We start from the raw sequence: 1,797 nt of genomic DNA, 5'->3' as shown, positions 1-1,797 counted from the left end.
TGTCTGCTCGGGGCGTTTTACGGCATCGCGGCAAGCCTTGGATACGCGCCTAGACTCTACGAGCTTGATGCGAGATTTGATCTTGCGCGAAATCTCGGTTTGAAAAGTGGCGAGCAGACGGACGCCAGCTCTGCCGCCGCCGTCGATACAAACGGATCCGGCGCTGAAATTTCGATCCAGAATACTGCGCCGCAGATAGGACCTTCGCAAAAAGAGAAAATTTTATATATTCAAAAAAGCATCGGAGTGAAGCAGGACGGGATTTTCGGCGCACGCACGCTAAAAAAAGCGAGGGAGGTTTTGGATCAAAATTTAAGCAGCGTCGATGAAATTTACGAGGCGATTAAGGCAAAGCAAGTACGGTGAATTAATTATTTAATCTGAATTTGAGCACAAGCATACTTTACTTAAATTTTATCGTAAGAACTCAATTTTATGTAAAAAAATGTTTACATAGAGTTTTGCATAAAATTTTTAAGGAGTTATATAGCGCATTTTCATTATACTTTTCGGTGCAGAATTAAATTTTTAAAAGGAATGTTATGAAACATAGGTTTTTGAGAATTCTTTTTCCTCTTATTTTGGCTATATTATTTGGAGGCTGTGGCGGTGGATATCATTATGACGTAAAGCCCACTCCTTTACAGAAGGGCATTTCAAAATATGTCCTAGGCGATTTTAAATTTTCACTCACGGAGGATCATAGAAATAAAGCAAATCTTACATACAAGAACGAACAAGAGCTAAAGAAGGATTTTGTAGCGGCAATAAACAAAAATCTTGCACAGATCGGTTTGCTCGGCGTTGAAGGCAAAGATTATAAGATTGATATTATAATGAACTACCTCAGGCGCTTTAACTACGGCGGCAATGCTTTAAATAAGCCATATTTTGACTATAGCGTCGAAATATTCGATAACACGGGCACAAGGCTAGCCTCGTATGCTATCTCTACATCAACGACAAAATATTCTTATTTTAAAGATCTTGCGGTTAACTTACAAATTGGGACATATCAACGAGATGCCGAGGATGAGCCGGAAGATATCGAACTTATCGCCAAGACGCTAGTAGAAGAAATTTCCGAAATCGGAAAATAATCTCGTTTGCCTACAGACGCAGTGTTTAACGAGAATAAGTGGTTTTATACACGCCTTTACGCGAAAGCTACGAAAGGCTTAAATAGTCGCGCAAGCTTGCATCAGGAGCAAGATCATGACGCTGGCGCTGATTCGCCACGTTACGCTGCTGATCGATCGCGGCGTGTGCGACGCCGCAGGGGCGGCACGGCGCGAAATCCTGTATGATACTACGTAAAATTTGGCCTTGTATGAAACCGATAAATTTTAAGCCGCGCAGGAAAAGCTCGCCTGCATAAGCCGAGTATGCTCGTCGCCGCTGCCGCGCGCCGCGCACACCCACCAGGTCCTCGCAGAGGCCGGGGGAACCGTCGTGGGCATGGACGCCCTGTCCGTGGGCCTGGCCTCGTGGAGGCTGGGCGCTGGCCGCGCCGTCAAGGAGGATCCCGTGCAGGCGGGCGCCGGCGTCGAGATTCACGCCAAGCCTGGTGACACCGTTGCGGCGGGCCAGCCCCTGCTCACGCTCCACACCGACGACGAGTGGCGCATCGAGCGCGCCCTGGAGTCTCTCTCCGGCGCCATCGAGATCGCCGACGGGGTGATCCCCGAGCCGCGTAGCGTCGTCCTGGAGACGGTGTCCTAAAAGCGGGCAGCCGCGAGCGCACAGGGAGGAGGAATCGTGGAACGGCGCGACGAACAGTCGATTGAGGCGGTCAAG

The 1,797-nt window shown here is 48.6% G+C and carries 2 protein-coding genes and 1 pseudogene; all 3 read left to right on the top strand.

Annotation, left to right across the window (positions count from 1 at the left end; translation table 11 throughout):
- Positions 1 to 366: pseudogene (locus tag Q0236_RS03705) on the top strand (hypothetical protein); the annotation flags it as partial.
- A gap of 176 nt (positions 367 to 542) precedes the next feature.
- A complete protein-coding gene (locus Q0236_RS03700; RefSeq protein ID WP_297915251.1) occupies positions 543 to 1,100 on the top strand; it encodes a hypothetical protein in 558 nt (185 codons plus the stop codon).
- Positions 1,101 to 1,458: 358 nt separating this feature from the next.
- Positions 1,459 to 1,722 carry a hypothetical protein gene (locus Q0236_RS13245; RefSeq protein WP_367274728.1) on the top strand — a complete coding sequence of 88 codons (264 nt, stop codon included), beginning with the start codon at positions 1,459 to 1,461 and terminating at the stop codon, positions 1,720 to 1,722.
- Positions 1,723 to 1,797 lie beyond the last annotated feature (75 nt).

The organism is uncultured Campylobacter sp., from assembly GCF_938031315.1.
GTDB lineage: Bacteria > Campylobacterota > Campylobacteria > Campylobacterales > Campylobacteraceae > Campylobacter_B.
Note: the sequence above shows the minus strand (reverse complement) of the source record. Positions and strands in the feature narration are given on the sequence as shown.

Bases quoted from the DNA above. Each gene is read 5' to 3' on its own strand.
- Q0236_RS03700 (WP_297915251.1), top strand. From the start codon at position 543: ATGAAACATAGGTTTTTGAGAATTCTTTTTCCTCTTATTTTGGCTATA.
- Q0236_RS13245 (WP_367274728.1), top strand. From the start codon at position 1,459: ATGGACGCCCTGTCCGTGGGCCTGGCCTCGTGGAGGCTGGGCGCTGGC.